The 25,015-nt window shown below is 72.8% G+C and carries 22 protein-coding genes; 6 read left to right on the forward strand and 16 right to left on the reverse strand.

Going from position 1 to position 25,015, the window contains the following annotated elements; translation table 11 throughout:
* Positions 1-177: 177 nt before the first annotated feature.
* On the forward strand, positions 178-1,503 hold the full coding sequence (locus AMK29_RS26800; protein WP_073817923.1) for a UDP-glucose dehydrogenase family protein: 1,326 nt from the start codon (positions 178-180) through the stop codon (positions 1,501-1,503).
* A 374-nt stretch (positions 1,504-1,877) separates the two neighbouring features.
* On the opposite strand, the gene AMK29_RS26805 is transcribed toward AMK29_RS26800, so the two are convergent.
* From AMK29_RS26805 to AMK29_RS26815, 3 genes are read right to left on the reverse strand one after another with little or no spacing between them, the layout of a single operon-like run.
* The gene (locus AMK29_RS26805) at positions 1,878-3,083 is read right to left on the reverse strand and encodes a dipeptidase (protein WP_073817926.1); all 1,206 of its coding nucleotides are present in this window, start codon (positions 3,081-3,083) and stop codon (positions 1,878-1,880) included.
* Positions 3,080-3,577: a 5-(carboxyamino)imidazole ribonucleotide mutase gene (gene purE, locus AMK29_RS26810; RefSeq protein WP_073818383.1), complete on the reverse strand. Its 498-nt coding sequence runs from the start codon at positions 3,575-3,577 to the stop codon at positions 3,080-3,082. Before purE ends, AMK29_RS26805 begins: the two co-directional genes overlap by 4 nt.
* Positions 3,578-3,612: 35 nt before the next feature.
* Entirely contained in the window at positions 3,613-4,752 is a 1,140-nt protein-coding gene (locus tag AMK29_RS26815; protein ID WP_073817927.1) for a 5-(carboxyamino)imidazole ribonucleotide synthase, read from the reverse strand.
* A 187-nt stretch (positions 4,753-4,939) separates the two neighbouring features.
* Between AMK29_RS26815 and AMK29_RS26820 the strand changes: the two genes are divergently transcribed.
* A complete protein-coding gene (locus AMK29_RS26820; protein WP_073817930.1) occupies positions 4,940-5,455 on the forward strand; it encodes a GtrA family protein in 516 nt (171 codons plus the stop codon).
* Positions 5,456-5,497: 42 nt separating this feature from the next.
* On the opposite strand, the gene AMK29_RS26825 is transcribed toward AMK29_RS26820, so the two are convergent.
* Both AMK29_RS26825 and AMK29_RS26830 read right to left on the reverse strand, forming a co-directional pair.
* Positions 5,498-6,769: an ATP-binding protein gene (locus tag AMK29_RS26825; protein ID WP_073817932.1), complete on the reverse strand. Its 1,272-nt coding sequence runs from the start codon at positions 6,767-6,769 to the stop codon at positions 5,498-5,500.
* 14 nt (positions 6,770-6,783) lie between these two features.
* Positions 6,784-7,461 (reverse strand): response regulator transcription factor, encoded by a 678-nt coding sequence (locus AMK29_RS26830; RefSeq protein WP_198942343.1) that lies wholly within the window; start codon positions 7,459-7,461, stop codon positions 6,784-6,786.
* Between the two features lie 429 nt (positions 7,462-7,890).
* Here AMK29_RS26830 and AMK29_RS26835 point away from each other — a divergent pair, with 429 nt between their 5' ends.
* A complete protein-coding gene (locus tag AMK29_RS26835) occupies positions 7,891-9,408 on the forward strand; it encodes a peptide MFS transporter (protein WP_073817934.1) in 1,518 nt (505 codons plus the stop codon).
* Positions 9,409-9,469: 61 nt separating this feature from the next.
* Here AMK29_RS26835 and AMK29_RS26840 read toward each other — a convergent pair whose 3' ends face one another.
* The 6 genes from AMK29_RS26840 to AMK29_RS26865 form a co-directional block, all read right to left on the reverse strand.
* Positions 9,470-10,852 carry a hypothetical protein gene (locus tag AMK29_RS26840; RefSeq protein ID WP_073817937.1) on the reverse strand — a complete coding sequence of 461 codons (1,383 nt, stop codon included), beginning with the start codon at positions 10,850-10,852 and terminating at the stop codon, positions 9,470-9,472.
* Between the two features lie 14 nt (positions 10,853-10,866).
* Positions 10,867-11,928, reverse strand: a complete 1,062-nt coding sequence (locus AMK29_RS26845; RefSeq protein ID WP_073817938.1) for a hypothetical protein — start codon at positions 11,926-11,928, stop codon at positions 10,867-10,869.
* The gene (locus AMK29_RS26850) at positions 11,925-12,749 is read right to left on the reverse strand and encodes a COG1470 family protein (RefSeq protein WP_073817941.1); all 825 of its coding nucleotides are present in this window, start codon (positions 12,747-12,749) and stop codon (positions 11,925-11,927) included. The genes AMK29_RS26845 and AMK29_RS26850 overlap by 4 nt, the downstream gene beginning before the upstream one ends.
* Positions 12,749-13,387: a peptidase gene (locus tag AMK29_RS26855; RefSeq protein WP_073818386.1), complete on the reverse strand. Its 639-nt coding sequence runs from the start codon at positions 13,385-13,387 to the stop codon at positions 12,749-12,751. Before AMK29_RS26855 ends, AMK29_RS26850 begins: the two co-directional genes overlap by 1 nt.
* Positions 13,388-13,553: 166 nt before the next feature.
* Entirely contained in the window at positions 13,554-13,973 is a 420-nt protein-coding gene (locus AMK29_RS26860; protein WP_073817942.1) for an ATP-binding protein, read from the reverse strand.
* 115 nt (positions 13,974-14,088) lie between these two features.
* The gene (locus AMK29_RS26865) at positions 14,089-14,457 is read right to left on the reverse strand and encodes an STAS domain-containing protein (RefSeq protein WP_073817945.1); all 369 of its coding nucleotides are present in this window, start codon (positions 14,455-14,457) and stop codon (positions 14,089-14,091) included.
* A 222-nt stretch (positions 14,458-14,679) separates the two neighbouring features.
* Between AMK29_RS26865 and AMK29_RS26870 the strand changes: the two genes are divergently transcribed.
* The 3 genes from AMK29_RS26870 to AMK29_RS26880 all read left to right on the forward strand — a co-directional run bounded on the left by AMK29_RS26870 (position 14,680) and on the right by AMK29_RS26880 (position 19,173).
* Positions 14,680-15,597: an RNA polymerase sigma factor SigF gene (locus AMK29_RS26870; RefSeq protein WP_073817946.1), complete on the forward strand. Its 918-nt coding sequence runs from the start codon at positions 14,680-14,682 to the stop codon at positions 15,595-15,597.
* 157 nt (positions 15,598-15,754) lie between these two features.
* Positions 15,755-16,945, forward strand: coding sequence for a DegT/DnrJ/EryC1/StrS family aminotransferase (locus tag AMK29_RS26875; protein ID WP_073817949.1), 1,191 nt, complete (start codon positions 15,755-15,757; stop codon positions 16,943-16,945).
* The gene (locus tag AMK29_RS26880; RefSeq protein WP_073817951.1) at positions 16,942-19,173 is read left to right on the forward strand and encodes a lipopolysaccharide biosynthesis protein; all 2,232 of its coding nucleotides are present in this window, start codon (positions 16,942-16,944) and stop codon (positions 19,171-19,173) included. Before AMK29_RS26875 ends, AMK29_RS26880 begins: the two co-directional genes overlap by 4 nt.
* A 39-nt stretch (positions 19,174-19,212) precedes the next feature.
* Here AMK29_RS26880 and AMK29_RS26885 read toward each other — a convergent pair whose 3' ends face one another.
* The 5 genes from AMK29_RS26885 to AMK29_RS26905 all read right to left on the reverse strand — a co-directional run bounded on the left by AMK29_RS26885 (position 19,213) and on the right by AMK29_RS26905 (position 24,875).
* Complete coding sequence (locus tag AMK29_RS26885) at positions 19,213-20,280, reverse strand: glycoside hydrolase family 26 protein (RefSeq protein WP_198942344.1); 1,068 nt, start codon at positions 20,278-20,280, stop codon at positions 19,213-19,215.
* On the reverse strand, positions 20,277-20,702 hold the full coding sequence (locus AMK29_RS26890; protein WP_073817953.1) for a hypothetical protein: 426 nt from the start codon (positions 20,700-20,702) through the stop codon (positions 20,277-20,279). The genes AMK29_RS26885 and AMK29_RS26890 overlap by 4 nt, the downstream gene beginning before the upstream one ends.
* Before the next feature lie 2 nt (positions 20,703-20,704).
* Entirely contained in the window at positions 20,705-22,567 is a 1,863-nt protein-coding gene (locus AMK29_RS26895) for a hypothetical protein (RefSeq protein ID WP_073817955.1), read from the reverse strand.
* Positions 22,568-22,746: 179 nt separating this feature from the next.
* A complete protein-coding gene (locus AMK29_RS26900; protein ID WP_073817958.1) occupies positions 22,747-23,556 on the reverse strand; it encodes a polysaccharide deacetylase family protein in 810 nt (269 codons plus the stop codon).
* Complete coding sequence (locus tag AMK29_RS26905) at positions 23,553-24,875, reverse strand: glycosyltransferase (protein WP_073817959.1); 1,323 nt, start codon at positions 24,873-24,875, stop codon at positions 23,553-23,555. The genes AMK29_RS26900 and AMK29_RS26905 overlap by 4 nt, the downstream gene beginning before the upstream one ends.
* Between the last annotated feature and the right edge of the window lie 140 nt (positions 24,876-25,015).

The raw sequence follows: 25,015 nt of genomic DNA on the forward strand, positions 1-25,015 counted from the left end.
GTCGTGCTCCTCGGAAGGCCGGTACAGGTCGAAATCAGCAGAACCTGACACGCTCATTCACTCCCACGCTTGCTAACTACCGTTAAGTAACTCAAATGGTAGGGCGTGCCCCGGCCCGGTACCAGGGCCCGACTATGCTCGGGCAGGCATTCCGCCCGACGTTCCCTGGAGACCCGCATGGCCCTGAAGATCACCGTGATCGGCACCGGCTACCTCGGCGCCACCCACGCCGCGGCCATGGCGGAGCTCGGCTTCGAGGTGCTCGGCCTGGACGTCGTCCCCGAGAAGATCGAGCTGCTGTCCTCCGGCCGGGTCCCGATGTACGAGCCGGGTCTCGAGGAGCTCCTCGCGAAGCACGTCGCCGGCATCGAGGGATCGAGCGGGCGGCTGCGGTTCACCACCTCCTGGGAGGAGGTCGGCGCCTTCGGCGACGTGCACTTCGTCTGTGTGAACACCCCGCAGAAGCACGGCGAGTACGCCTGCGACATGAGCTACGTGGACGCCGCCTTCGCCTCCCTCGCCGGAGTCGTACGCGAAGGGGCCCTGGTCGTCGGCAAGTCGACCGTGCCCGTCGGCTCGGCCGAGCGGCTCGCGGGCGTGCTGCCGGAGGGTGTGGAACTCGCCTGGAACCCCGAGTTCCTGCGGGAGGGCTTCGCCGTGCAGGACACCCTGCACCCGGACCGGATCGTCGTCGGCGTGCGCGGCGAGCGGGCGGAGAAGACGCTGCGCGAGGTCTACGCCGTACCGGTCGGCGAGGGTTCGCCGTTCGTGGTGACCGACTTCCCGACGGCCGAGCTGGTGAAGACGGCCGCGAACTCCTTCCTCGCCACCAAGATCTCCTTCATCAACGCGATGGCCGAGGTCTGCGAGGCCGCGGGTGGCGACGTCGCCAAGCTGGCCGAGGCCATCGGCCACGACGACCGGATCGGCGCCAAGTTCCTGCGGGCCGGCATCGGCTTCGGCGGCGGCTGCCTGCCGAAGGACATCCGGGCCTTCATGGCCCGCGCCGGCGAGCTGGGCGCCGACCAGGCGCTGACCTTCCTCCGCGAGATCGACTCGATCAACATGCGGCGGCGCGGCCAGATGGTGGAGATGGCGCGGGAGGTCCTCGGCGGGAACTCGTTCCTGGGCCGCCGGGTCGCCGTCCTCGGCGCCACCTTCAAGCCGGACTCGGACGACGTCCGCGACTCCCCCGCGCTGAACGTGGCCGGTCAGATACACCTCCAGGGCGGCCAGGTCACCGTCTACGACCCGAAGGGCATGGAGAACGCCCGGCGCGTCTTCCCGACCCTGGGGTACGCGGACTCGGCGCGCGAGGCGGTGCGCGGGGCGGACGTGGTGCTGCATCTGACGGAGTGGCGCGAGTTCCGCGAGCTCGACCCGGCGGAGCTGGTCGACGTGGTCGCGGCGCCGGTGCTCCTGGACGGCCGCAACGCGCTGGACGCGGAGCGCTGGCGGGCCGCGGGCTGGACGTACCGGGCGATGGGCCGCCCGCGCGCCTGAGCGCGGCGGAGTACGGCGTACCACGGCGAGGAGGGGGCGTTTCGGCGCCCCCTCCTCGTGTGCGTACGGGCGGCCCGTCAGGCCGCGGCGGACCGGAGGCGCTTCGTGCGGGCCAGGACTCCGTCTGCCGCAGCGCGCGGACGGCGCGGGCCGTCTCGTCGAGCGGCGGGGGCTCCTCCGGGGGGTCGAGCTCGCCGGCGGCGGCCGGGGCGGCGGAGAGGCCGGGAGGGTCGTCCAGCAGGTCCGCCATGGTCTTGCTCCGAACTCGGGCGATGCGGTACCGCCCCGCCGAGTGCGGCGGGGCGGTACCGTCCGCCGTGCCACCGGCCCTGTAGGGGAGCGCGGCGGACTGAGCCGTCCGGGTGACCTGCCGGTTACGGAGCGCCGACCGCGTCGAGTGCGTCGATGGTCGCGTTCGAGGGTGCCGTACGGCTCCTCAGGTCGCGGGAGACCGCCTCCGCGTCACGGAGGGCGCGGACCGCGTTGGACCAGGTCAGCTTGGCCAGGTCGGGGCGGGACCAGCCGCGGTGCAGCAGCTCGGCGATGAGGTTCGGGTAGCCGGCGACGTCGTCAAGGCCGGCCGGGGTGAAGGCCGTCCCGTCGTAGTCTCCGCCGATGCCGATGTGGTCGATGCCGGCGGCCTCGCGCATGTGGTCGAGGTGGTCGGCGACCGTGGCGGCGGTGGCGACCGGGCGCGGGTTCGCCTCCTCGAAGGCGCGGTGCAGCCTCATCGCCTCGGCGGTGGTGTCGAGGTGGTCGAAGCCGTGCGCCCGCAGGTTCTCGTCGGCGCGGGCGGTCCACTCGACGGCCGCGGGGAGGATGAACTTCGGCACGAAGGTGGCCATCGCGACGCCGCCGTTGGCGGGCAGCCGCTCCAGGACGTCGTCCGGGACGTTGCGGGGGTGGTCGCAGACCGCGCGGGCCGAGGAGTGCGAGAAGATCACCGGCGCCGCCGTGGCGTCGAGCGCGTCCCGCATGGTGGTGGCGGCGACGTGCGACAGGTCGACGAGCATGCCGGAGCGGTTCATCTCGCGGACGACCTGCCGGCCGAAGGCGGACAGCCCGCCGACGCCGGGCTCGTCGGTCGCCGAGTCCGCCCAGTCGTTGTTGTCGTTGTGGGTGAGCGTCATGTACCGCACCCCGAGGGTGTGCAGGGCGCGCAGCGTGGCGAGGGAGTTGTTGATCGAGTGGCCGCCCTCGGCGCCCTTGAGGGAGGCGATACGGCCCTGCCGCCGGGCCGTCTCCATGTCGTCCGCCGTCAGGGCGGGCGCCAGCTCGGCCGCGTACCGCTCGATGAGCTGGTCGACCACGTCGATCTGCTCCAGGGTCGCGCTGACCGCGTCGTCCCCGGTGAGCCGGCAGGGCACGTACACCGACCAGAACTGGGCGCCGACGCCGCCGGCCCGCAGCCGCGCGAGGTCGGTGTGCAGGGCGCCGGTCTGGTCCGCGCCGATGTCCATCCGGTCCAGGTCGTACCGCACGTGCTCGCGGAGCGCCCACGGCAGGTCGTTGTGACCGTCGGCGACGGGCGCGGAAGCCAGCAGCTCCCGCGCCTCCGCCAGCCGGTCGGCAGCGCTCACTTGCCGAAGCCGAAGGAGTCGGCGCCCTCGACCTTGGCCCGCAGCCGCTTGCCCTTCTCGGTCGCCTGGTCCTTCAGCTCCTGCTGGAAGTCGGTCATCCGGGTGAGGAGCTCGGGGTCGTGGGCGGCGAGCATCCTGGCCGCGAGCAGGCCCGCGTTGCGCGCGCCGGCGACGGACACCGTGGCGACGGGGACGCCGGCCGGCATCTGCACGATGGAGAGCAGTGAGTCCATGCCGTCGAGGTACTTCAGCGGCACGGGCACGCCGATCACGGGCAGCGGGGTGACGGAGGCGAGCATGCCGGGCAGGTGGGCGGCGCCGCCCGCGCCCGCGATGATCGCCTTCAGGCCGCGGCTCGCGGCCTCCTCGCCGTACGCGATCATCTCGCGCGGCATCCGGTGGGCGGAGAGGACGTTCACCTCGTAGGGGATCTCGAACTCGTCGAGGGCCTGCGCGGCGGCCTCCATGACGGACCAGTCGGAGTCGGATCCCATGGCGATGCCGACGACGGGGGAGGTGCTGATGCTGCTCACTCGGTGATCGTTCCTCGCAGGTAGCCGGCGGCGTGGCGGGCGCGCTCCAGCACGTCGTCCAGATCGTCGCCGTAGGTGTTGACGTGCCCCACCTTGCGGCCGGGCTTCACGTCCTTGCCATACATGTGGATCTTGAGCTGCGGGTCCCTGGCCATGCAGTGCAGGTACGCGGTGTACATGTCCGGGTAGTCGCCGCCCAGGACATTGCACATCACGGTCCATGTCGCGCGCGGCCGCGGATCGCCGAGAGGCAGGTCGAGAACCGCCCGGACGTGGTTGGCGAACTGCGAGGTGATCGCGCCGTCCTGGGTCCAGTGGCCGGAGTTGTGCGGGCGCATCGCCAGTTCGTTGACGAGGATGCGGCCGTCCGTGGTCTGGAACAGCTCGACGGCCAGATGGCCCACGACGCCGAGTTCCTTGGCGATCCGCAGCGCCAGCTCCTGCGCCTGCCCGGAGAGCTCCTCGGACAGGTCGGGAGCGGGCGCGATCACGGTGTCGCAGACGCCGTCGACCTGACGGGACTCGACGACCGGGTAGGCGACGGCCTGGCCGTGCGGGGAACGGACGATGTTCGCGGCGAGTTCGCGCGCGAAGTCGACCTTCTCCTCGGCGAGGACCGGGACCCCCGCGAGGAACGGGTCGCGGGCGTCCTCCGGCGTACGGACGAACCAGACGCCCTTGCCGTCGTAGCCGCCGCGCACGGTCTTCAGGATGATCGGGAAGCCGCCGACCTCGGCGGCGAAGGCCGCCGCGTCCTCGGGGTCCGCCACGATGCGGTGCCGCGGGCTCGGCGCGCCGATCTCGTCGAGCCGGGCGCGCATCACCCCCTTGTCCTGGGCGTGCACCAGCGCGTCGGGCCCCGGGCGGACGGGGATGCCGTCCGCTTCGAGGGCCCGCAGGTGCTCCGTGGGGACGTGCTCGTGGTCGAAAGTGATCACGTCACATCCGCGCGCGAAGTCACGCAGCGTGTCCAGGTCGCGGTAGTCGCCGATGACGACCTCGCTCACCACCTTGGCCGCGGAGTCCTGCGGGGTGTCGCTGAGGAGCTTGAACTTGATGCCGAGGGGGATACCCGCCTCGTGGGTCATACGGGCGAGCTGCCCGCCGCCGACCATGCCTACTACGGGGAACGTCACCCTCTTAGGGTATCCGCACCATCTGAGAACACTCGTCCGGCTGTGGTTTGGCACAAGAAAACCAGGGGTGAGGCCCGGGTTCCCGGGGGTTTACGAGCTACCCGGGCGGGTGACAGGGCGGCTGGTTAGCATGGTTGGGTTGACGTCATCCGGACGTCACCCGGACGGACGGGACAGAGCCATCACCATGAGTGAACCTGGCGCGCTGCGCACGCGACTCGACCTGCTCGTCCGCGAGGTCGCGAAGTTCGGGGTGGTCGGCGGTCTGGGGGTCCTGGTCAACCTCGGCGTCTTCAATCTGGTCCGGGGCACCACGGACATCCCGATGGTCCGGGCCAGCCTGATCGCGACCGTCGTCGCCATCGTCTTCAACTACGTGGGGTTCCGCTACTTCACGTACCGCGACCGGGACAAATCCGGGCGGACGAAGGAGATGTCGCTGTTCCTGCTGTTCAGCGTCGTCGGCATGGTCATCGAGAACGGCGTGCTCTACGCGGCGACGTACGGCTTCGGCTGGGACGGCCCGCTGGCGAGCAACTTCTTCAAGTTCTTCGGCATCGGGATCGGCACGCTGTTCCGCTTCTGGTCCTACCGCACCTGGGTCTTCCGGGCCCTGCCCGCCAAGGAGGCGGTCCAGACCGCCGAGTCGTTCCTGGAGCAGGCCCCGCGCCAGGTGGCCCGGCGGCAGCCGGACCGCGTCTGACCAGCCCTTTCGTCTGACTTTCCGGCTCCGGGGCCGGCGCCCTCACCGTACGGGGCGGTCCCGCGCGTCCTCCGAGACGCTTCTGACCTCGCGGCTCAGGAAGAGCGCGAAGACCGGCGGCTGCTCCTTGAGCAGTTCGAGCCGGCCCCCGTCCGCCTCCGCCAGGTCCCGGGCGACCGCGAGGCCGATACCCGTGGAGCTGCGGCCGCTGACGGCCCGCTCGAAGATCCGCGCGCCGAGGTCGGCCGGGACGCCCGGCCCCTCGTCGGTGACCTCGATCACGGACTGGTTGCCGATGACCCGGGTCCGCAGGGCGACCGTGCCGCCGCCGTGCATGAGCGAGTTCTCGATCAGGGCCGCGAGGACCTGGGCGACGGCGCCCGGGGTGCCGACGGCCCGCATCCCCTGCTTGCCCGAGTGGACGATGGCACGCCCCGCGCTGCGGTAGGCCGGCCGCCACTCCTCGATCTGCTGCTTGACGACCTCGTCCAGGTCGAAGGCGATGGCAGAGCCGGTGCGGGGGTCCCTGGAGTTGGTCAGGAGCCGCTGGACGACGTCGGTGAGCCGCTCGACCTGGGTGAGCGCGATCGTCGCCTCCTCCTTGACCGTGTGCAGGTCGTCGGCGAGGGCCACCTCCTCCAGGCGCATGGAGAGCGCCGTGAGGGGCGTACGGAGCTGGTGGGAGGCGTCGGCGGCGAGCCTGCGCTCGGCGGTGAGCATCCGGGCGATGCGCTCGGCGGAGGCCTCGAGGACGTCTGCGACCCGGTCCAGCTCGGGCACCCCGTACCGCTTGTGCCGGGGGCGCGGGTCGCCGGAGCCGAGGCGCTCGGCGGTCTCCGCGAGGTCGGTGAGCGGGGAGGTGAGCTTGTTCGCCTGCCGTACGGCGAGGAGGACGGCGGCGACGACGGCGAGCAGGGCCACGGCGCCGATGATCAGCAGGGTGCGGCCGACCTCGGCGGTGACGGTGGAGCGGGACTCCTCGACGATCACGGTCTCGCCCCGCTCGCCCTCGGCGACGCCCCGGATGACGTCCCCGGTGGGGCGGGTGCCGATCTCGATCGACGGCCGGCCGGGGATGCGGATCTCGGCGAACCGCTTGGCGCCGCTCTGCTCGGCGAGGATGTCCGGGTTGACCGGCTCGCCGCCGAAGAGCCGGCTGTCGACGATGGAGGCGAGCCGCACCGCCTCGGTGTCCACGCGCTCCTGGGCGGTGCTGGTGATGGTGCGGGTCTCCACGATGACGAGGGAGACCCCGAACACCGAGATGACGACGAGCACCACGGCGAGCGTGGAGTTGATCAGTCGGCGGCGCATGGTGTGAGGGTGGCTCAGCTCTTCTCGAAGCGGAAGCCGACACCGCGCACGGTGGCGATGTACCGGGGGTTCGCCGCGTCGTCGCCGAGCTTCTTGCGGAGCCAGGAGATGTGCATGTCGAGGGTCTTGGTGGAGGACCACCAGGTGGTGTCCCAGACCTCGCGCATCAGCTGGTCGCGGGTGACGACCCGGCCGGCGTCCCGGACCAGGACCCGGAGCAGGTCGAACTCCTTCGCCGTGAGCTGGAGCTCCTCCTCGCCCATCCAGGCGCGGTGCGACTCGACGTCGATGCGGACGCCGTGGGTCGAGGGGGCGACGGCGGGCTCGCTGGAGCCGCGCCGGAGCAGGGCCCGGACCCGGGCGAGGAGCTCGGCGAGCCGGAAGGGCTTGGTGACGTAGTCGTCGGCGCCCGCGTCGAGCCCGACGACGGTGTCGACCTCGTCGGCCCGGGCGGTGAGCACCAGGATCGGGACGGCGTGCCCGTCGGCGCGCAGCCGCCGGGCGACCTCCAGACCGTCCATGCCGGGCAGGCCCAGGTCGAGCACGACCAGGTCCACTCCGCCCTGGAGTCCGGCGTCGAGGGCGGTCGGACCGTCCTCGCGGACCTCGACCTCGTACCCCTCTCTCCGCAGGGCGCGGGCCAGCGGTTCCGAGATGGAGGCGTCGTCCTCGGCGAGCAGTACACGGGTCATGGAGTGATGGTAGTCCGCACGGGTGGCGGGCAGGAGCGAGATCGACAGGGAGCGGAAGCCCCTTGGAGATCTTGCGACCATCCTGCACATGACCTTGGAATGCGCTTGTACGGTTGCACTTCTACCTGTGATCCATCTCTCAAGTCCTTCCATATCCGACCCTGTCGTGTCGTATGGTGGCGAGACGTCTGTAGCGGTAATCGGGGACCTTTGGCCAGCTTCGCGCGCCAAGGTCCTCTTTCTGCGTGAGGTCGGCCTCGCCGAACCTTGGAGACGGCGAATGACCTGTGGGCCGGGTCCCGGGGCGCGACGACGCATCTCCCGGGGCGTGGATCCCGACGAGGGTGCGACCACCCCCGCCGGTGCCGGCCTCCCCCACCGGGCGCACCACGCTCACAAGGCGCGCGTCCCGACAGAGCAAGGATCGACATGGCGTCCAGCCTGACGACGGCTTCGAGCGGAACCTCCGGTTCCGAGAAGACGTTCCTCGGCCACCCCCGCGGCCTGGCCACCCTCTTCTTCACCGAGATGTGGGAGCGTTTCTCCTACTACGGCATGAGGGCCCTTCTCGTTCTGTACCTGGTCTCCGGCGGCGCGGACGCGGCCACGGGCAGCCAGGGCGGCGGCCTCGCGATGACCGCGGCCACGGCCACGGCCATCTACTCCGTGTACGTGTCGATGGTCTACCTCATGGCCATGCCCGGCGGTTGGTTCGGTGACCGCGTCTGGGGCGCCCGGAAGACCGTCACGATCGCCGGTTTCGTCATCATGGCGGGCCACGCCTCGCTGGCCCTTCCCGGTCAGGCGATGTTCTTCGTCGGTCTGGCGCTCGTCGCCGCCGGCTCCGGTCTGCTCAAGGCCAACATCTCGACGATGGTCGGCCACCTCTACGACGGCCCGGACGACCCGCGCCGTGACGGTGGCTTCACCCTCTTCTACGTCGGCATCAACCTCGGCGCCTTCATCGCGCCGTTCGTCGTCGGCACCATCGGCGAGAAGGTCAACTGGCACCTCGGCTTCATCCTCGCCGCCGTCGGCATGGGTATCGGCCTCGCCTGCTTCCTGGCCTTCACCAAGAGCCTGAGCCCGACCAGCAGCGTCGTCCCGAACCCGCTGTCGGCCGAGGAGCGCAAGCGCATCCTGTTCAAGGTCGCGCTGGTCGTCGTGCTCGCCGCCGTCTTCTACGGCGTCGTCGTCGGCCTCGACCTGTTCACCCTGAACTGGGCCCTGGTCCCGCTCACCCTCGCCGGCCTGATCATCCCGGTCGCCGTCCTCGTCCGCATCAAGCGCGACAAGGACCTCGACAAGTCCGAGCAGTCGAAGATGAACGGCTACATCTGGTTCTTCGTGGCCGCCGCCATCTTCTGGATGATCTACGACCAGGGTGGCTCCACCCTGTCGCTGTTCGCCGACGACAAGACCGGCACGCTCTTCGGCTACGACCCGTCGGCCACCTGGTACCAGGCGCTCAACCCCATGTTCGTCATGGCGCTGGCGCCGGTCTTCGCCTGGCTGTGGCTGTGGCTGGCCCGCAAGAACCAGGAGCCGAACACCATCGTGAAGTTCGCGATGGGTCTGGTCCTGGTCGGCGCGTCCTTCTTCGTCTTCATCGTCCCGATGGGCATGGCGGGCGACGGCTCCCTGGTCTCCCCGATGTGGCTCGTCTCGATCTACATGATCCAGACCATCGGTGAGCTGTGCCTCTCCCCCGTCGGCCTCTCCGTCACCACGAAGATGGCGCCGAGGAAGTACGCCTCCCAGATGATGGGTGTCTGGTTCCTCGCCGTCACCGCCGGTGACTGCACCACGGGTCTGCTCTCGCTGGCCGGTGTGGACCTCAACGGCACCGGGATCATCGCCCTGCAGGCGGCACTCGCCGTCGGCGCCGGCTTCGCGGTCTTCATGTACCGCAAGAAGGTCCAGGCGCTCATGGGCGGCGTGCACTGACGCCACCCCGCTCGTACGAAGGCCGCCGCACCGGACCGGTGCGGCGGCCTTCGCCGTCGTGTCACCTCCTGAGCCGCGCCCACGGGGTGAACGTGAACACCGCGCCGCCGAGCAGGATCACCGTGCCCGCGACCAGGGCGAGGGCGCGCAGGGCGCCGTCGCTCTCGGCGCCGGTCTCGGCGAGGTTGCCGCCGTCGGAGCCGCCGGACGGCGTGCCCGAGCCGCCGCCGGAGGGGTCCGCGCCGCCGCCGGACGCCCCGCCCGCCTGCTTGCTCGTGTCCAGTTCGAGGGAGGCCTGGACGGCTCCCTTCACCTGGCACGGGATCTCCATCTCGGAGCTGCCGAGGGTGACCTCGATGGTCAGCGTGCCGGGGCTCAGCGTGGCCTTGCCGGTCGCGCCGGGTTTGTACGTGCCCTTCATGTCCGGCAGGTTCACCGGATCGCCCATCTTCAGGGCGGTGGCGTTGGGCGGTCCCGTCACGTTCACGGTGCCGCTGTCCGCTCCGCCCACCTTGATCGCCATGGAGGCCTTGAGGGCACCGGCGGGCAGGGGGGCGGGGCTGTCCATGACGCCCTTGGCGGTCTTGACGGTGAGGTCGTAGGAGCCGCCGTTCTTCTTCGCGTCGATCGTCACCTTGGACGTGATGGCGTCGGGGCCGGGGGCCTGGCAGCCGAAGCCGACGGAGACCTCCTTGCCGGGGAACGAGGTCCGGCCGCCGGAACCTCCGCCGGAGCCGGAGCCGCCGCCGGTGCTTGAGCCTCCGCCGGAGCCGGAGCCACCGCCCGAGTTGGAGGATCCTCCCGAGCTGCCGGTGCCGTTCGAACCGCCGGTGCCGTTCGTACCGCCCCCGGTGGTCGCGCCACCCGTCGTGGCTCCCGTCGTCCCGCCGGTCGTGCCTCCCGTCGTCCCGCCGCCTCCCGCCGTCACCTTGATCGTCGCGCCGACCGGTACCGCCACCTTCGGCGTGCACTTCGTGTCCGTCGACAGCGGTTTGGACACGTTGATCGTGTACTTGCCGGGCGTGAGGGTGATCTCGCCGGCCTTCTCCAGCTTCAGCCTGCCCTTCATCTCGGGCAGCACCATCGGGCTGTTCTTGGGGATCGGCGGGTTCTGCCGGGGTCCTTCCATCGCGACGGTGCCGGTCGCCGCGCCGCCCACGGTGAGGACACCGGTCGGCTTGACCGTGTCCTTGCCGAGGTCGAGCACGTCGGGGTTCTTCGACGCGGCCTGGACCGTCTTCCAGACGATCTCGACCTCGTCGCCGACCCTGGCCTCCGCCGGCGCCGTGATCAGCACCTTCGTGGTGCCCTGCACGGGCGGAAGCCCGGAGATGGACGGCGGGATGCACTCCGTCCCGTACGCGACCTCGGCGGCCTGGGCGGGGCCGGCGGAAATCAGGATCCCCGCGCCGCCGAGCATCAGCGCGACTCCGGCCGCGCTCATCCTCCGTTGCGTGTTCACGCATGTCCCTTCGTCGTCGGGCTGCTCTCTGGGGCTGACGGTGCGGAGTCAGGTCGGAACCACGGCAGGGCCGCGGTCGGTTCGTCGTCCCCCGGGCCTCGCCGCGCGGGGACGGGGGTACGGGGACGCCACCGGCGGCGCGCGGGCCGGGGCCGGCCGGGGCTCGCGGCGGGGCGCGCGGCGGGCCGGACGCGGTCCACCACGGCCATCCCGACCCGGAACAGGGCCGCCGGTACGACGACGGCGAGCAGCAGCCAGAACAGCGTCACGCCCCAGGGCCTGCCGACGCCCCACGGCTGCTCGGCCAGGACCTTCCCCCCGTACCGCACGGAGACCTGGTAGTCGCCGTGCGCGCCCGCCGTGAGTTCCACCGGGAGCCGGACGAGGGCCTTCCCGCCGGGTGCGACCGTGCCGCGCCACTGGCGCTCCTCGTACTGCGGCGCGAAGACGCCATGGCTGGAACCGACCTGGAAGACGGGGTCCTTGACGGGTGCGGAGCCGAGGTTGCCGACGGTGAGGACGACCTCGCGGCGCGGGGGCGCCCCGAACCAGGTGAGGAGCCCGCTGGAGCCGTCGAGGCGGACGGCGGCGAGGACGGCGAGCCGCCCGTCGCCCGAGGCCTCCGGGAGCGGTGCGGTGGGGTGCCCGGCGACGGTGAACGCGCGGTCGACGGCGTCCTGCTGACCGGTGACCCCGGCGACGTGCACGACGCAGGGGCAGGGTTCGGGGGGCTCGGCGACGGGGAGTTTCGCGCTGAACCCGCCCCGGGCGTCGACGGTGGCGGCCCGGCCGTCGGTGTTGGCGCAGGAGTTGGTGCCGCCGACGACGCCCCTGCCGGGGGCGGACCGGCCGCAGATCAGGAGCATGAGCAGCGCGCCCGGTTTCCAGCCGCTGCCGCTGACGGTGATCTCCCCGCCCTTGCCGCCCTCCGTCTGCGAGAGCTCCACGGCGGGACCCGGGGCGGCCGCCGCGGGGGCGGCGGGGAGGAGGGCGAGCGCGAGGGCGGTCAGGAGTGCCGCGGCCGTGCGCGCCCGCCGCGTGGTTCCGCCGGGTCTCATGGTGTCGCTCCCGTCGACGCTCGCCGGGTACGGGACCTGCCGCGCCGCCGTACCGCGTACCCGCCGCCGCCCGCCGCCGCGAGCAGCAGGCCGGCCGCGCCGGTGAGCGCCGGGCCCGAGGCGAAGGAGGCCTCGGCGCGGGCGGTGGCCGGGGCGGCGCCCGGGGCGGTGGCGGTGAGCCGGACGGTGACGGCGTCGAGGACGGGCGGGTCGGGCCAGGGTTCGGTCCGGGTGGTCCGCTCGCCGGGGCGGAGGGTGAGCGGCAGGGGGCGGCCCGGCCGGTCGAGGACGGTGCCGAGGACGCCTTCGGCGTGGACCGCGAGGTGCGGGGCGAGGACGGTGGTGCCCCGGTTGACCAGGGTGTACCGGAGGGCGCCGGACACGGTGTCGACGTGGACGTCCTCGACGGTGAGGGCGGCGAGCCGGGGGCCGCTGACCCGCAGCCGCAGGTCGACGCGTATCTCCCGGCCCGCCGCCAGGGCCCGTACGGTCCCGCGGTGCTCGCCGGGCGGGGTGTCGGCGGTGACGGTCACGGCGAACGGCACGTCCGCCCTGGTCCTGGCCGGCACGGTCACCGCAGGGGCGGCGAAGGACACCGGCGCGCCCTGCCCGCTGAGCCGTACGGTGAGCGGGCGGGCGCCGGGGTTGGTCAGCGACAGGGTGTCCTGGAGGACGCTGCCGGCGGGGCCCTCCAGATAGGCGTACGGGCGTCCGGCGGCGGGCGCCGCCGTCCAGCCCTGGGCTCCGGGGGGAGCCGCCGCGACCGCGCCGACGAGGGCGGCCGCGGCGGCGGCGAGACCGGAGCGTGCCGCCGTCCGCATCAGCGTGCCGTGCGCCGGGTGAGCCAGAGGACTCCGGCGGCGCCGGTCAGCAGGACGGTGCCGCCGAGGGTGCCGAGGGCCGGGGCGGAGTCGAGGGGCCCGGTCCTGGGGAGTTCGGCGGGCGGGGCCTCCTCCTCCGCGGCGGGCGGCGGAGGGGTGTCACCGCCGGAGACGCCGGTCACGTCGAGTACGAGCGAGGGCCTCGGTTCGTTGCTCGGCCTGCAGACGGCCGCGTCCATACCGAGGGCGTGCACGGTGAGCGTCCCGGCGGTGAAGGTGACCCTGCCGTTCTTCTTCGGTGTGTACGTGCCCGTCAGGGTGCCGATCCTGATCGGGGTGTCGGGCGGGACGGCGGCCGTGTTCGGCGTTCCCTCGACCTTGACGGTGCCGGAGCCGGCGCCGCCGAGGACGAGTTCGGCGCGCGGGGTCATGACGCCCTTGGGGAGTTCGACCGGGCTGTCGGAGACGCCCTTCTCGAACGACATGGTGATCGTGTAGGCGCCGCCGTTCCTGACGGCCTTGATGTCGACGGGCGAGACGGCGCTCTTGGGTCCGATCTTCGTCTCGCAGGCGTAGGCGACGTCGACGACGGTCGCCCGTGCGGTCGGCGCTCCGGTCAGCACGGCCGTGCCCGCCATCGCGACCGCGGCCGTGAGCACGGCGGCCGCTCTCCTCCGGTTCGGCTCATCGGACACCAGGGCACCCCTCACCGCGACGTAACTGACGGCCTTTCAGATGTGGCGTCAAGGTACGCCCGAGGCCTCACGGAGGGAAGGCAGGGGAGTGGGTGGACTTGTGAAAGTCCTAGACGGGTGAGGCGAGTTCGGCCCAGACCGTCTTACCGGGGGCGCCCGGGGTGCGCTCGATGCCCCAGTCGAGGCAGAGACGCTGCACGATGAACATGCCGTGGCCCCCCGGGCGGCCGGACCGGTGCGGGGTGCGGGGCGCGGGCTGGCCGGCGCCCCGGTCGGTGACTTCGAGGCGCAGGACCTTGGCCAGGCGCAGGACGCGGAGGGACTCGGGGCCCTCGGCGTGCAGGCAGGCGTTGGTGACGAGCTCGGAGACGACGAGGAGGACGTCCTCGGCGGCGGCCCTGCGGTCGGCGGTGGCGGCCGGCAGCCAGCCCCACTCGCGGAGCGCGGTCCGCGTGAAGTCTCGGGCGAGCGGCACGGTGCCGCTGGTCTCGCCGAGGGCGATCGTACGGACGTCGGAAGCTTGGTCCATCAGCGCTTCACCTCACCGATCGACGGGACAGAGGGCAGGACGTGCGGGCGGTGCGGGTGCGGCTCGCGGGGTCGCGCCCGGCAGGGAGGGCCTGGCCGGGGCGAGCGGAGGGAACTCAGTGGGGCAGTGCTGTGGCGAGTGTCTCGTGCACGGTGAAGACGGCCTCCGCGCCCGTGATCTGGAACACCCGGGCCACCGCGGGCCGCATCCCCACCAGATGCACCCCGCCGCCGGCGGCGTCCGCCCTCAGTCGGGCGCCCAGCAGGACGTTGAGTCCGGTCGAGTCGCAGAACTCCAGACCCGAGCAGTCGACGACCAGCCGCGTACGGCCCGCGTCGAGCGCGCCGTCCAGGGGAGAGCGCAACAGCTCGGCGGTGTGGTGATCGAGCTCACCCACCGGTGCGAGGACCTCGCTCCCGTCCACGGTCCGGACTTCGACCCGCAGCCGCGCGGGCGGTGCGCTGCCGATGTTCTCGCGGTCCATGGCCGTGCCTCTTCTCGCTCTCGCGGTGCCGACTGACAGATCTCGAACCCTACAAGCGAGGCACCCCTCCGTGCACACGGGGTGTACCACATATCAGGGCAAAGCGGATTGTCGACACTTGCGACCTTGCGCGTCGAGCAGGTAGGGCTAGAGGAGAACACCCGAGACGACCGGCTTCGGAGGCGCCCACACACCGCAGTAGAAGCACCACGAAGGAGACCCATGTCACCCCGGCTCGACGCCCCGCGTACCCCCGACGCGCCGTCGGCAGCAGTCCCCCTGGACCGACCCGGCCACCCCATGAACCTCTCCCCTCACGCCGTCCGGCTTCCGGAGCAGCTCACCGAGCAGCCCCTCGACCGGATCGGACCGGTCGACGCGCGCGCCCTGTCGAAGCAGCTCTTCGCCCGGCTCGCCGAGCTCGAAGAGGGCACCCACGACCACTCGTATGTCCGCAATACGCTCGTCGAACTCAATCTGGCCCTCGTCAGGTTCGCCGCCTCCCGCTTCGGCACCCGCAGCGAGCCGATGGAGGACATCGTCCAGGTCGGCACCATCGGCCTCATCAAGGCCATCGACCGCTTCGAACTCTCCCGCGGCGTCGAGTTCCCCACCTTCGCGATGCCGACGATCATCGGCGAGATCAAGCGCTTCTTCCGCGACACCTCCTGGTCCGTGCACGTACCCCGGCGGCTCCAGGAACTGCGGCTCGACCTCGCCAGGGCCGGTGACGCGCTCTCCCAGCGCCTCGACCGCGCCCCGACGGCCGCCGAGCTCGCCGAGGAACTCGGCATCTCCCCCGAGGAGGTCGTCGAGGGCATGACCGCGAGCAACGCCTACACCGCGGCCTCGCTCGACGCGCAGCCCACCGAGGAGGACGGCGGCGGCGGCGAGGCCGCGCTCGCCGACCGGCTGGGCTACGAGGACCACGGCCTCACCGGGATCGAGTACATCGCCTCCCTCAAGCCGATGATCGCCTCGCTGCCCGCCCGCGAGCGGGAGATCCTCTCCCTGCGCTTCGTCTCCGGCCTGACCCAGTCGGAGATCGGCGCGGAACTCGGCATCTCGCAGATGCACGTGTCGAGGCTGCTCTCCCGCACCCTCGAAAGGCTGCGTCGCGGTCTCACTCTGGAGGAATGACCTCCACCGCCTCCCCCGAGCGGCGAAGATGGCTGCGGAAAGGGCCCGTTCACGGTCGACCGACCCGGGACGGGCCCTTCCGCCGTGACCGGACGGCCTTGTTGACGGGCCGTCCGGATTGGGCCACATTGAGCCCGGGGGTTCAGGGGGGAATCACATGGTTTCTGCGTACGCGGAACTGGAAGAGCGGATGCGCGACAGGCTGGGGGGCCGGGAGTGCCTCTACGTGCCGTCGTGCCGCTTCGGTCTCTATCTCGCGCTGCGCCACTGGTGCCGTCCCGGCGGCCGGGTGCTGATGTCCCCGGTCAACGACGACGTCATCCTCTTCGTCGTCCTCGCCGCCGGGCTGCGCCCCGTACAGGCGCCGCTCGACCCCCGGGACGGGTCGATCGACACGGCCGCGGTACCCGACTCCGTATGGCAGGACCTGTCCGCCGTACTGACCACCAACCTGTACGGGAACCCCGACCCCGCCCCCGAACTGCGCGCCCACTGCGACCGGTCGGGAATCCCGCTCATCGAGGACGCGGCCCACGCCATCGGCTCCTCCGTGGGCGGGCGACCGGTCGGCACGTACGGCGAGGCCTCCGTCTTCAGCCTCTCGAAGCACACCGCCGCCAAGGCCGGCGGCTTCCTCGCCCTCGCCGACCCGGCGCTGCGCGGGGAACTCGCCGCCGCCCGCGACGCCCTGCTCCACCCGACCCGCGCCACCGCCGAACTCGCCCACCTGACCCGGCCGTACGCCGAGGCCGCCCTGCGCGGGCTCCGTCTCACCCAGGCCGCGCGCGCGACCGTCCGGCTGCTCGGCCTGGAGGAGCGGGAGGAGATCCGGATGCCGCTCCGCGCCGACGAGTTGACGCGGGCCCTCCCGGCCGCGCCCGCGCTCGACCCCTTCCACTCCTGGGTCCGGGTCGACATGCACGACTACCGCCTCCGGCCCGGCCCCGGCAGGCTCCGCCGCATCGCCCGCAGGCTCGCCCGGCTCGACGGCGTCCTCGACGCCCACCGGGACGGCACCGCCCGACTCCTGGCCAGCGAGTACGGCACCCCCGGCAGCCCACCGGCGCAGCCGCTGTTCCGCGTACCGCTGCTCGTCGAGGACCGGGGCACCGCCGTCGCCGCCCTCGCCCGGCACCGGATCACCACCGGCTACGTCTACGACCCGCCCCTGGACCGGTACGCGGGCGAGGCGTTCACCGACCCCTCCCCCGCCCCGGAGCCGGCCGCCTGGTTCGCCCGGCACGCCCTGCCCGTGGACCCGCGCCGCGCCGACCAGGTCCTCGCCGTCCTGCGCGCCGCCCGCATCCGCCCCGCCCACCTGTCGCCGGCCCCCGAGGGCGCCCGGTGAGCGAGACCGTACGGCTGCGGGGCGCGGACCGACCCGAGGCCGGTGGTGAGCCCTCGGGCACACCGCCGGAGCCTCCGGCCGGCCCGGCGGACGGCGTCGAGGCGAAGGGCGACCGCTCGGCCGAGGGCACGGGCTCCGGCGACGAAGGCTCCCTGTTCCGCAACGCCTACGCGCTGATGCTCTCCACCGGCGTCTCCGCCGCCCTCGGGCTCGGCTTCTGGCTGGTCGCGGCCCGCTACTACACCGAGGAGGCCGTCGGGCAGGGCTCCGCGGCCATCGCCGCCCAGCGGATGCTCGCCTCCCTCACCGCGACGACGCTCACCGGCGCCGTCGTCCGCTACGTGCCCCGGGCCGGCCGCGCCACCGGACCGCTCGTGGTGCGCCTGTACCTCGTCAGCACCGTGGTCGTCGCCGTCGCCTGCGGCGTCTTCCTGATCACCCTGGACTGGTGGGGCCCCTCGTACGCCCCGCTCGGCACCCTCTCCGCCGGCCTCTTCTTCACCGCGTCCAGCGTCGGCTGGGCCCTGCTCACCCTCCAGGACGGCGTCCTCACCGGGCTCAGACAGGCGATCTGGGTGCCCGTGGGCAACGCGGTCTTCACCGTCGGCAAGCTGGTCCTCCTGGTCCTCCTCGCCGCCACCGTGCCCGCCCTCGGCGTCTTCGTGTCCTGGTCGGCGGCGATAGCCCTGTCCGTGCTGCCGATCGGCTGGCTGGTCTTCCGGCGGCTCATCCCCCGGCAGGCCCGCGCCGACCGGGACCGCGAACCGCCCAGCCTCCGCGAGATCGGCCGCTTCATGGCCGGGGACTCCGTCGGCGCGTTCTTCAGCCTCATCATGATCAACCTGCTGCCGGTGATGGTCGCCGTCCGCTTCGACGCCGCGCACAACGCGTTCTTCTACACGGCCTACACGCTCGGCGGCACGATGGAGTTCATGGCCATCAACATGGCCACCTCCCTCACCGCGCACGCCTCCCACAGCCCCGAGTCCCTCGCCGAAGGCGTCCGGGGCGCGCTGCGCCGCATGACGCTGCTGCTCGTCCCCGTCGTGCTCGTCCTCGTCGTCTTCGCACCGCTGATCCTCACCCCCTTCGGCGGCGACTACGCCGAGCAGGGCACGACCGTGCTCCGGCTGCTCGCCGCCGCCGCGCTCCCCCGGGTCGCCGTCGAGCTGTACATCGGCGTCCTGCGCGTCCAGGGCCGTACGGGCGTGCTCGCCGCCCTCCAGGGCGCCATGTGCGTCCTGGTCCTCGGCAGCGCGGCCCTCCTCCTGGGACCCTTCGGCATCGCGGGAGCCGGGTACGCCGTGCTGGGGGCGATGACCCTCATGGCCCTGGTGTCCGTACCGGGCCTGCGGGCCGCCCTCAAGGGCCACGTGCCGGCCGAGGAGCCGAAGCGGGCGGCGCGGGTGCGGGAGCGCGCGGAGGACGACTACGGCACGAGCTGGGCGCGCGAGAGCGCCTACCTGCGCGGCGCGCACGACTCCGTGACGCCGGCGTTCGGCATCCCGGTGTACGTACCGCCGCAGCGTGCGGAGGACGTGGGGGGCGGCGCTGGTGGGGCGGGGGCGCGCACGGACGAGGCGGTGGGACGCTCCGGGAGGCCTGCCCCCACGCCCCCGCCCGCGTCGGGGCACGCGCCCGCGCGGGACCGGCAGACCGTGCGCCCGCCCCTGTCGGAGGCCTGGCGGTGGGCGCTCCTCGCGCTGGCCGCCGTCCTCTTCTGGCTTCCGCTCGCCCGCTCCGGCGCGCTCGACGTGGAGCGGCTCTCCGGGACCGGTCTGCTCACCGCGCTCCCGCCCGTGACGCTCCTCGCCGGGCTGCTGCTCGTCGCCCTCCAGGGGGCCGCCGTCGGACTCCGCGCGTTCCGGCCCTGGTTCGCCGGAACGGTCCTGCTCGCCACCTTCCTCGCCCTGCACACGGCGCCGCCCCTCCTCGGCCTGCGGCCGGCCGACGCGGGCGGGCCCGGTGCCACGCTCCTGGGCGAGGGGGTGGGCAGAGCCGTCGCCCCGATCGCGCTCCAGGCGCTGAGCCTGCTGCTCGTGGCGGTGCTGCTGCGCGTGGTCGGCGTGGGCGCGCGGGTCACGACGGGGGTGGTGTGGGTGCTGGTCTGGGCGGGCTGGGCGGGGCAGCAGGCCTTCGCCACCGCCCCGCTGCCGCTGTTCCTCGGCCTGGCCGGGGGCACGATGGCGGTGTGCGCCTTCCGGGGCCTGACGACGGGCAGGGGCTGAGCCGGAGACGGCGGGCCCCTGCGGGCGGGGGCCGTCGTCTCAGCCCTTCGGTACGTCCTGCCGGAAGTACGGGTCCTGGCCGGCGATCCGGTAGCCCTCCAGACCCGGACCGGAGTCGACCGTCAGGTCACAGCCGGGCCCGGGGACGGCGCGGTTCCAGTGCACGTACGCCTTCACCTCCGGCAGCGTCGGAGCGACCTCGGGGATGGCGGTGTACCAGTCGCGCTGCCGCTCGGGCCGCTTCGGGTCGGGGGCGGTGGAGAACTCGGAGAGCATGACGGGCTTGTCGGCGGAGATGTTCTTCCGCAGCCATTCGTAGCTGGGCCGCTGACTCCGGTCGAAGTCCAGCCAGTTCGTCGAGCCGTGGCAGAGGTAGTAGTTGTACTGGTCCATGCCGATCCAGTCGACGTAGTCGTCGCCGGGGTAGAGGCGTTTCATCGTCGCCGCGCTCCCCAGGTAGCCGGAGACCGTCCAGACCCAGACGACGTTGTCGGCGCCGAGTTCCCGGAACCGGTCGTGGATGTGGCGGTAGGCGGCGACGTACTCGGCGGGGGTGCCGGCCCCCTCCTTGATCCGGGCGTCGGCTTCCTGGTCGAAGGAGAGGAAGACCCGCTTGCCGTAGTCCTTGATGCGGCGGATCTGCGGGTCGAGGATCTCGGTGTCGTACTGCCCGGACGCGATGTTCTTCCAGCCGAGCTGCGTCTCGGTGTAACCCGCGTGGTGCGGTTCCTTCCACACCGTGGACTCCCAGGCGAGCATCAGCATCCGGTCGCGGCCGAGAGCACGCTCGTCTGGAGTGAGGAGGGTTCCGTCGAGCTCGTTGCCCGACATGTCGTGGTACGTGTAGACGAGGTCGAGACGACGGCCGATCTTCCTCTCGAAGGCGAGCACCGGCCGGGTCAGCGAACTGTCTTCGTCGTACGGGATGTAGGCGCCCCACCAGGCCCCGCAGGGGGCGACGAGCCGGGCGTCGGCGGCGCACCGGTCGTCGCCGCTCTCGGCGACGGTCGCATACACCCCTATGCCGGCGGTCAACGCGCCGACGGCGGCGAGCGCCACCGCGAGCCGTCCGGCCGGGCTGCCGCCCCTGGTGTGCCGACCGGTCATCGGCCCCCACCGTGCCCTCGTTTGCGGAACCTGCGGAACCGGAAGGAGCCGGAGCCCTCGGGTTCGACCGCGCCGCGGGTGGCGGCCGGCAGGGGCAGACCCGGAAGCAGGGCGACGACGGTGGAGAACGCGGCGAGCGGGACGAGGAACGCGGTCACGGAGAACCCTTCGACCAGGAAGAGGACGGTGGCGGTGAGCGTGGCGAGGGAGAGGCTGAGCGGCGCGGCCAGCGCGAACGCCTCCAGACGGGCGCCGGGGCGCAGTCCGCTCGGCTGCGGGTGGAGCAGCGCGAGCCCGGGTCCCAGACAGACGAAGAGCAGCACGGGCAGCCAGCGCAACGGCGAGCCGCCGGGCAGCAGGGTCGCCGCGTACGCCACCCATCCTGAGACGGCGACGGCTCCTCTGATCCGGTTCTGGGTCATCTTCACGGTGTACCGCCCGAGGTGGCCGGGGTCGCTGTGGACGCCGGGGTGTAGGCGAGGACGACCCCGTACGGGGTCTCCTCGACGGTCTTGAAGAGCGGGGACGCCTTCAGACGGGTACGCAGGGTCTCGAAGCCCCCCGACGGCAACAGGCCCTCGCCCGCCGTGTAGATGTCCTGGGTCCGGGTGAGGACGACGTGGGCCGTGGTGCCGGGCGGGATCCCGTCGGCGAGGTAGCGCGCCGGGTCGGCGAGCATCTTCTCGTTCTCGGGCAGCTCCTGCTCGGCGAAGAACCAGTGCTCGACCTGGTCGTAGCGGTGCAGAGCCTGCGGGAAGGAACCCGCAGTGGCGAGGAGCAGCCCGCCCTCGGGCAGCCGGTCGATGGCGCGGGTGACCAGCTCCGTCTCGGCGGGCGGGGTGTAGTACATCGTCTCCTTGCCGTAGTACGAGGGCAGGAAGCCGGCTGTCAGGGCGACGAGGACGACGGGCAGGGCGACGGCCGCGATGCGACGCCGGACGAGAGCGCCTCGGCTCCGGGGGGCGCCGGCGGCGGGGACCAGTGCCGCCGCGGCGAAGAACGCGGCGCCCGGCAGCCCGAACAGATAGACCCGGAACAGCATTTCGCCGCCGTAGTCGTTCACGGCGAAGAGCGGGACGGGGGCGATCGAGACAAGCAACAGCGGCAGCGCGCTGTGCGTCAGCCGGCGACGGCCGAGCACGGCGATTCCGGCGAGCACGACGACGGCGAGGGCCATGGCGATGTTCGCCTGGCCGGCCAGCTCGGGTCCGGGACCGGTGAGCTGCCCGGCGTATCCGGCACGGGAGTTCTCGGTGAGCCGGCCGATCGATTCGCGGAGCGTGCCCAGCATCTCCAGGAACAGCGGCCGGCCCATGGTGAGATTCCACGTCAGCATCAGTAGTCCGGCGACGACGAGGAGGCCGTAGTTGCGGTAGCGGCGGGTGAGCGCGAGCACGAACAGCGCGGCGCACAGCATGACCGGCGTGAGCTGGTGGACGGCGTTGATCGCGAAGATCAGCGGGGAGATGATCGCCACGCACACCGCGCGCTGCCGCACGCCCGTGGGCGGCGGCACGGCGGTCGCGGCCGGGTCGAGATACGCCCGGTCACGCAGTCGGCCGGCCGACCCGGGCCGGACGAAGTGCCGCATCACGACGGCGAGTACGGTCAGGTGCAGGATGTACGCGAGGCCCTGCGGCGCCAGGTAGTCCTGGCCGACCCAGTTGGCGAGTTGGAAGATCCAGACGGCGGTCCACACCAACCGCCAGTCCTCGGCGAAGGTGCGGTAGATGAGCACGAGCAGGGGCAGGGCGATCAGACCGAGGACGATCGGCGCCCAGTTGAGGTAGACGGCGGTGCTCTCGACGCCGAAGGCACGGACCAGCGCCGCGTTCAGGGTGAAGAACCCCGGCCACTGCTCGTAGGCGGACATGTTCCCGGACAGGCCGGCGTTCGGCCGCAGCTCACCGGCGCCGAGGATGACGTTGACGACGGCGTCGTGCTTGGAGGCCCAGGGGTAGCGCACGGAGTCGTACAGGACGGCCGGGGGCGCCTTCAGCGCGACGAGCAGGGCGACGCAGTAGGCGAGCGGCCAGGCGCGCGAGGTCCCGGCGCGCCTCAGCGTCAGCAGGAACCCGGCGGTGAGCACGAGCAGGGAGGCGTGGAAGGTGACGGGCAGCCGGTCCAGGAGCCCGTAGTCGCCCATGGTGCGGAAGTCGATCTCCGGCAGTGCGGAGACCCACAGGCCGAGGCCGAGCACGAGAAGGGCGACAGGCAGCCAGACGAGGTCTGCCAGTGCGGGACGCCCCGGGAGCGTTCCCCGACGGTCGCCGACGGGCGCGGGCACGCCGCTCCGAGGCGAAGTACCGCGCTTTGGTGACACGTTGCCCTGGGGCGGCACGAGGGTCTCCGGCGGCTCACTGCTGCCGGACGTCCGGCTGCTCTCCGAGAGCACACCGCTCTCGGACGTCCCGTTGCTCTCCGGTGGCACATCACTCTCCGGCTTCGGTGTGAACAGGTTCTTCGTCACCCCGCGAACTCCGCTCCGCGCACCAGCGCGCGCGTCCGGCGGTACATCCGCCACCCGACCGTCGCCGGCGAGTCCGGGTACGGCGCGGTCTTCTCGCCCCGGCCCTCCATCCACCGCTCCACGTCGGCCGCGGTGTGGGTGCGGCGCACGATGAGCCGGGCGATGCGGTAGAGCTCGTCGCGGCGGGAGCTCAGCGCGTGCCGGACGGCGACGGCCGAGGTGTAGCCGGCGGCCGCGGCGGCGCGGCGGACGGCGGGGCTGTTGTAGCCGTGGGGGTAGGCGAGGTGCCGTACCTCGTGGCCGAGGGTGTCCTCGAGGACCGCCTTCGACTCCCGCAGTTCGCGCCGGAGGGCCCCCGGGGCCAGGGTGTCGAGCTGGGCGTGGGTGGCCGTGTGGCCGCCGACCTCCATCCCGTACTCCTCCAGGCGCGGGGCCTGCGCCAGGGTCATCATCGGCGCGGGCGGAAGCAGGCACGGCCGGCCCCGGGTGATGGCCCCGGTGGTGAGGTACGCGGTGGACGGCAGGCCCCGGGAGGCGAGTGCCTCGGCGGTCGGCCCCACCAGATCGGCGAAGCCGTCGTCGAAGGTGATGACGACGGGCCGGTCCGGCAGCGCGGCACCGGAGGCGAGGTGCGCGGCCAGGGTGCCGACGGTGACCGGGGTACGGCCGCTGGCGACGATCGCGTCGAGCTGGGAGGCGAACTCCCCCGGGGCGACCGTGAACTCGGCGATCCAGTCCGGCGGGTCGTCCATCACGGCGTGGTAGAGCAGGACGGGTATCCGGGTGTGGAGCGGGACGTTCGTCATCGGCCCGCCCCCTTCAGCTGAGCGGCCTGCGCACGGGCCTTGGCGTATCCGATCGGGCCGTAGAGCATGCCGCGTCGCTCCAGTCGGGAGAGGCTGCGAGGCCAGGGGTGGTGGTGGGTGCCGTGCTCGCCGGGGACGCCGCCCTCGGGGGTCTCCCCGCGCCGGGCGGTCATCGCGCGCGCGTGGGCGAGGCCGCGCGGCAGCCGGGTGAGCAGCGCGGGCAGCAGCCGGGGGTGGCGTACCAGGGTCGCGGTGAGATAGGCGGTGAGGCCGGCGCCGTAGCCGTACGCCTGGTTCCGCAGGTCCTGCCAGGTGTCGCGGTGGTGGTGCCAGACGAGGGCCTCGGCGGTGTACCGGAGCCGGAAGCCGGCGGAGAGGACGGCGACGAAGGCGTACAGGTCGTCGCCGCCCCTGGCCGCCGTCCCGGTGCCCGTCGCCGGGTCGAAACCGCCGGCCTGCCGGAGGGCTGCCGCCCGGAACGCCATGTTGGCGCCGGAGCCGAAACTGCCCGCGGTGAACGGGAAGAGCGGTTCGTCGGCGGGCGGTTCCGCCGGGTCGTACAGCCGGGGCTCGAAGCCCTTGGCGAACCCTCCGTGCGATTCGAGGAGGATCTGGGCGGGGGTGGCGAGCCGGGCCGGCAGGATCAGGCCGGTGACGCAGCCGAGCCCGGGATCGGCGGCGAACGGCTGGGTGAGCGCGGTCAGCCAGTGCGGGTCGGCGATCACGTCGTCGTCGGTGAAGGCGAGGACCTCGCCCTCGGCGGCGGCGGCACCGGCGTTGTGGGCGACGGCGAGCCCCGGGGTGTCCTCCCGGACGTACCGGACGCGGTCGGCGTACTTCCGGGTGACCAGGTCGTGGGTGTCCGTGGTCCGGGGCGCGTTGTCGACGACGACGATCTCGACGTCCGGGTGGTCCTGGACGAGGAGCGAGTCGAGGGCGCGGGCGAGCTGCTCGGGGCGCTCGCGGGTGGCGACGACGACGGAGGTACGGGGCGGGGTGAGCCCCTCGCGGGCCCGGGCCGGGAGGTCCGTTCGGCCGATCGGCCACGCGGCGGCGAGGCGTTCGGCGTCGGTGCGCGGCCCGGTCTCCGCGAGCCGCGCGCGGGCGAGCGCGCCGAGCACCTCGGCGGGGTCATCGCCGTCCGCCACGGTGCCGAGGACGGTGGCGGCGGGCCGCCCCTCGACCCGGACGAGGGCGTAGACGGCGCCCGCCCGGAGGGCCGGCCCGCCGGGCACGGGCCGGAGGGAGAGGACGGGCCCGTCCGGCCCGGCGAGATCGAGCTCGACGACGGAGATCGGACGGGGCGGTGGGCTGCTCAACGGGGATCCCCCAGGGAGGTACGGCGGTGGGGTGGGAGGGCGGGCGGGCGGGGTACGACGGCGGGGTCTGGCGGTGGGGGGCGACGGCGGGGTCTGGCGGTGGGGGGCGGCGGCGGGCGTCTGGGCGGGGGCGGTGGGGT

The organism is Streptomyces sp. CB02261 (genome assembly GCF_001905665.1).
GTDB lineage: Bacteria > Actinomycetota > Actinomycetes > Streptomycetales > Streptomycetaceae > Streptomyces.